General features: G+C 37.5%; 3 protein-coding genes. All 3 read left to right on the top strand.

Annotated elements, in window-relative coordinates:
• Nucleotides 1–1,456, top strand: a 1,456-nt coding sequence (locus tag ACY65O_RS11490) for a TonB-dependent receptor domain-containing protein (RefSeq protein ID WP_462220999.1), incomplete at its 5' end; no start/stop codon positions are given.
• 11 nt (nucleotides 1,457–1,467) lie between these two features.
• Complete coding sequence (locus tag ACY65O_RS11485) at nucleotides 1,468–3,009, top strand: SusD/RagB family nutrient-binding outer membrane lipoprotein (protein WP_462220998.1); 1,542 nt, start codon at nucleotides 1,468–1,470, stop codon at nucleotides 3,007–3,009.
• Between the two features lie 173 nt (nucleotides 3,010–3,182).
• Nucleotides 3,183–4,901, top strand: a complete 1,719-nt coding sequence (locus tag ACY65O_RS11480; RefSeq protein ID WP_462220997.1) for an IlvD/Edd family dehydratase — start codon at nucleotides 3,183–3,185, stop codon at nucleotides 4,899–4,901.
• The last annotated feature ends 94 nt before the right edge of the window (nucleotides 4,902–4,995 follow it).

Below are 4,995 nucleotides of genomic sequence, written 5' to 3'. Positions count from 1 at the left end.
GCGGTTGGATGTAAATAATGTACAGGTTACAGATTTTTTTGTAAGAGGGCTTTATAGTGTACAAAACGGAAGGGCAAAAGATCCTGTGTATACATTGATAGAACAAGGTGTAAATTCTTTATATGGTTCTGCTGAAATATCCTGGAAAAAAACTTTGTATTTAAATGGCACAGTAAGAAATGATTGGTTCTCTACATTATCCGCAGCAAACCGAAGCATTTTATATCCTTCAGTTTCCGGCGCTTATGTTTTTTCCGAAAACCTTAGCAAGCTAAGCTGGTTAAATTTTGGAAAATTAAGATTGGGTTACGCAGAAGTGGGTAGCGATGGCGATGTAGCTCCTTATGCCGGACAACTTTTTTATACAGTAAATGCTAATTTAATAAATAATCCTTCCGGAGTATCAGTGCCGGTTGCAAACAGCGGTAATTCTATACCTAACCCAAACTTAAAACCAAGCAGGGTTTCTGAAACAGAAGTTGGCCTTGAGTTAAAAATGTTTAAAAACAGGGTAAATCTTGATGTTGCTGTTTACAAAAAAATTACCCGAGACCAGATCGTTCAGGTGCAGGTTTCAGATGCTTCAGGATTTTTAAATACCCGTATTAATAGTGGAGAGAGTAGCAACAAAGGTGTTGAAGCCATGTTGAATTTAATTCCTGTTCAAAACAAAAATTTCACCTGGCAGTTCACTGCTAATACTTCTTACAATATAACAAAAGTATTAAGCATTATTACAAATACACCCGGCGAAAGAATTACCATTGGCACCCATGTATTTAACGGAGAGGTAAGGCATGTTGTAGGACAGGAAATGGGACAGATTGCGGGCTTTGGATATGCAACAGATGCTACAAAAGGCGGACAAAGAATTTTTCAGGCAAATGGTTTGCCCCTTCGTACATCTGGCCTGGTTTTATTTGGTAGTGCATTGCCAAAATGGACGGGTGGTTTTTTAAATTCATTTAATTACAAAGGCATTAGCCTTACTGTTTTTATAGATTACAAACTGGGAAATAAAATGCTTTCTGGTACCAACTTTAATGCCACCCGTCATGGTTTGCATAAAAATACACTTGAGGGAAGAAGCAGTGGTGTAATTGGGCAAGGTGTAAATCAAAGTGGAACAACAAACACTGTAGTTTCACCTGTTCAAACATATTGGGAGCATTTGAGAACTCAGCAAATAATAGAGTCTGTTATTTATAATGGCGGTTACTGGAAACTTCGCCAAATCAGCTTAGGTTATGATCTTACAAAATTTATTCCTGCAAAATTGCCTTTTAAAGGTGTAAGGATTGATCTGGTTGCTAATAATATTTTGATACTTAAAAAATGGGTAGATAATCTTGATCCGGAAACTTTTGGATTTGGTTCCGACAATCAGGTGGGCCTAGAATCACCCGGTTTACCAACAACAAGAGGAATTGGATTGAATTTAAATATTAAATTTTAATACAGATAATTATGAAAAAAATATTCAGCTATTTTTTATTGATTGGATTATCAATATTTGTTTTTTCCTGTGATAAGGGATTGGAAGAATTAAATAAAAATAAAACAAGCCCCACATCGGTAGATCCTGCATTTTTACTGAACAATGCAGTTATTAATTCATCATTCCCGGTAAAGTCTTTAATTTTTGATATTGGAATTGTGCAGCAAATGGTTTCACCAAATGGCGGTGTACTTGCAGGTGCAAATTTCAATCAGGATAGCCGTGATGTAACCACAGCACCCATTTGGGCGGCGTATTATCAAAATGTGATTAAATATACTTATGATGTAATCCAGAATACCAAAAGCGTTCCGGCCAGAAGTAATTTGTATAACATGGCCAGGATTTATCAGGCTTATTCATTTATGATACTCACAGATGAATATGGCGACATTCCTTTTACTGAAGCCGGCGCTGGTTATTCTAATCAAATATTGTTGCCAAAATATGATGCCCAGCAGGGCATTTATACAAAATTGATACAAGAACTTACAGAAGCATCCGCTGCACTAAATGCTGCCGGTACAATAGAAAATTCGGATGTTTTGTACAGTGGTAATATTGCAAAATGGAAAAAGTTTGGCTACTCTATATTGTTAAGAGCAGGCATGAGGTTAAGCAAAGCAGACCTTACAAAAGCCCAGGCCACCGTGGCAGCAGCATTTGCCGGTGGTGTAATAATTGATAATGCAGATAACGCTTATATAAGGCATGATGCTAATTATAATCAACCAATAGGCGGTACACTTAACGGGAGTGAAGCAGCAAATTTTTACTTAACAAAACCCTTTGTAGATCAATTAAAAAATACAAATGATCCCCGATTATCTGCAATTGCAATTCGCTATGTTGGTGCAACTTCCGGAAACAGTCAGACTGTGGCAGTTAGTACCAATAATGCTGCACAACAAATTGGAATGCCAATGGGGAAAGATAATGGAACCATTGTAACCCAGGCCACTGCCGATGGCCTTGCCAGCTTTTATGATTACAGCCAGGCAGACAGAAGAAGAATATTAAAAACAACATCGCCTGTATTTTTAGTTTCGGCAGCTCAAACAAATTTGTTATTGGCCGAAGCAAGATTTAGAGGATGGATAACTGCCGGAACATCCACACAATATTTTAGCGATGGTATAAGAGCACACATGGATCAAATGGTAACTTATGATGCAGGCGCAGCTGTTACTGCCGCAGCCAGAGATATTTATGTAACTGCAAACCCTTTGGGTGCAGGTACAGAGTTAAATCAAATTAATACCCAATACTGGATTGCTTCTTTTTTAAACGGGCCTGAAGCTTTTGCAAATTTTAGAAGAAGCGGATTTCCTGCATTAACGGCTAACCCTTACGGGCAACCCAGTAATCCGGATGTACCAAACGGAACTTTTATAAGAAGACTTACTTATCCAACAACAGAATTATCAATAAATACTACTAATGTAAATGCAGCTGTTGCAGCACAGGGGGCAGATAAATTAAGCACAAAAATTTGGTGGGATAAACCTTAAATAATTAAATAACAGCAGTTGGTTTTTATAAATAAAACAAGATCTTTTGTATCTACATCAGGTCTTTTTTTCTGATTAAACTAAAATAAAATTCTGTATTACTTGAACTTATACAATCATGCCTTAACTTTCTTTTTTTAAATATTAATGATTGTTGTTACAAAATATGCGTTATGAATAAAAAACTTCGCAGCCACGATTGGTTTGGTAAAAAAGATAAAGACGGAATTATTTACCGCAGCTGGATGAAAAATCAGGGTATGCCTACGGATATGTTTGATGGCAGACCGGTGATTGGTATTTGTAATACTTTCAGCGAACTTACTCCCTGCAATGCACATTTCAGGGATCATGCGGAAGCAGTAAAAAAAGGTGTGTTAGAAGCCGGCGGTTTTCCTGTGGAGTTTCCTATAATGAGTTTGGGAGAAACATTATTGAAACCAACTGCAATGCTGTTTAGAAATTTAGCAAGTATGGATGCAGAAGAATCTATACGTGGCAATCCTATTGATGGTGTGGTATTGTTAACAGGTTGCGATAAAACAACACCTTCGACAGTAATGGGTGCATCAAGTGTAGGTTTACCAACTATTGTTGTACCCGGCGGGCCAATGCTTAATGGAAAATATAAAGGGCAGGATATTGGTTCGGGTACACATGTATGGAAGTTTGATGAAGATATGAAAACCGGTAAGATGACACAAGAAGATTGTGAGTTTGCCGAAAGTTGCATGAGCCGCAGTATTGGCCATTGCATGACGATGGGTACTGCAAGTACCATGGCGGTAATGGTGGAAAGTTTAGGATTAACACTAAGCGGTGCATCCGCAATACCTGCAGCCGATAGCCGAAAAAAAGTAATGGCACAATTAAGCGGCAGAAGAATTGTACAAATGGTAAAAGAAAATTTAACCATAGATAAAATTCTTACCAAAGAAGCATTTGAAAATGCCATTAAAGTAAATGCTGCTGTTGGAGGTTCGTCTAATTTTATTATTCACTTAATTGCCATTGCCGGAAGAATTGGAGTGGATTTAAAATTAGAAGATTTTGATACGTTGGGCAGTAAAATCCCTTTGCTGCTCAACCTTATGCCATCAGGGAAATATTTGATGGAAGATTTTTATTACGCAGGCGGTTTACCCGTTATATTAAATGAATTAAAAAATCATTTACATAAAAATATAATTACAGTTACCGGAAAAAATCATCAGGATAATATTGAAGGCAATACCATTTGTTACAATGAAGATGTAATTGCAAAATATAATTCGCCAATAAAAGCCGAAGCTGGTTGTGTGGTAGTAAAAGGGAATTTGGCATTAAATGGTGCAGTAATAAAACCAAGTGCTGCAACGCCTGCTTTAATGAAACATAAAGGAAGGGCTGTGGTATTTGAAAGCATTGAAGATTACAATAAAAGAATTGATGATCCCAATTTAGATATTGATGAAAACTGTGTAATGGTGTTGAAATATGTTGGGCCGGTTGGTTATCCCGGTATGCCCGAGGTGGGCAATATGGCTTTACCAAAAAAAATATTGCAAAAGGGAATTAAAGATATGGTTCGCATTAGCGATGGCAGAATGAGCGGTACGGCTTATGGTACTGCAGTGCTGCATGTTTCGCCTGAAAGTGCTGTTGGAGGCAATTTAGCATTGGTGCAAAATGGTGATATGATTGAATTAGACATTGCACAACGTAAATTACATTTGCATGTAAGTGATGAAGAGTTGTCAATACGTAAAGCTGCATGGATTGCTCCGCCAGCTGCTGCAACCAGAGGTTATGTAAGCATGTATATCAAGCATGTAATGGGCGCAGACAAAGGTGCCGATTTAGATTTTTTACAGGGAAGTTCTGGTTCTGTTGTTACGAGGGATTCACATTAGCCCCTGTTCCTTAAAGAGGAACTTAGCTAGAAACTGTTTAGTAATTTTTGCTGCGATTTTTAATATGACGGTGATTTTTTTGTAACCAGCATTT

The sequence above is a fragment of the Ferruginibacter sp. genome, assembly GCF_031430955.1.
GTDB lineage: Bacteria > Bacteroidota > Bacteroidia > Chitinophagales > Chitinophagaceae > Ferruginibacter.
The sequence above is the reverse complement of the archived record's forward strand: the minus strand, read 5'-3'. Positions and strand labels throughout refer to the sequence as shown.

Coding starts and splice junctions, on each gene's coding strand:
- ACY65O_RS11480 (WP_462220997.1), top strand. CDS start 3,183: ATGAATAAAAAACTTCGCAGCCACGATTGGTTTGGTAAAAAAGATAAA.
- ACY65O_RS11485 (WP_462220998.1), top strand. CDS start 1,468: ATGAAAAAAATATTCAGCTATTTTTTATTGATTGGATTATCAATATTT.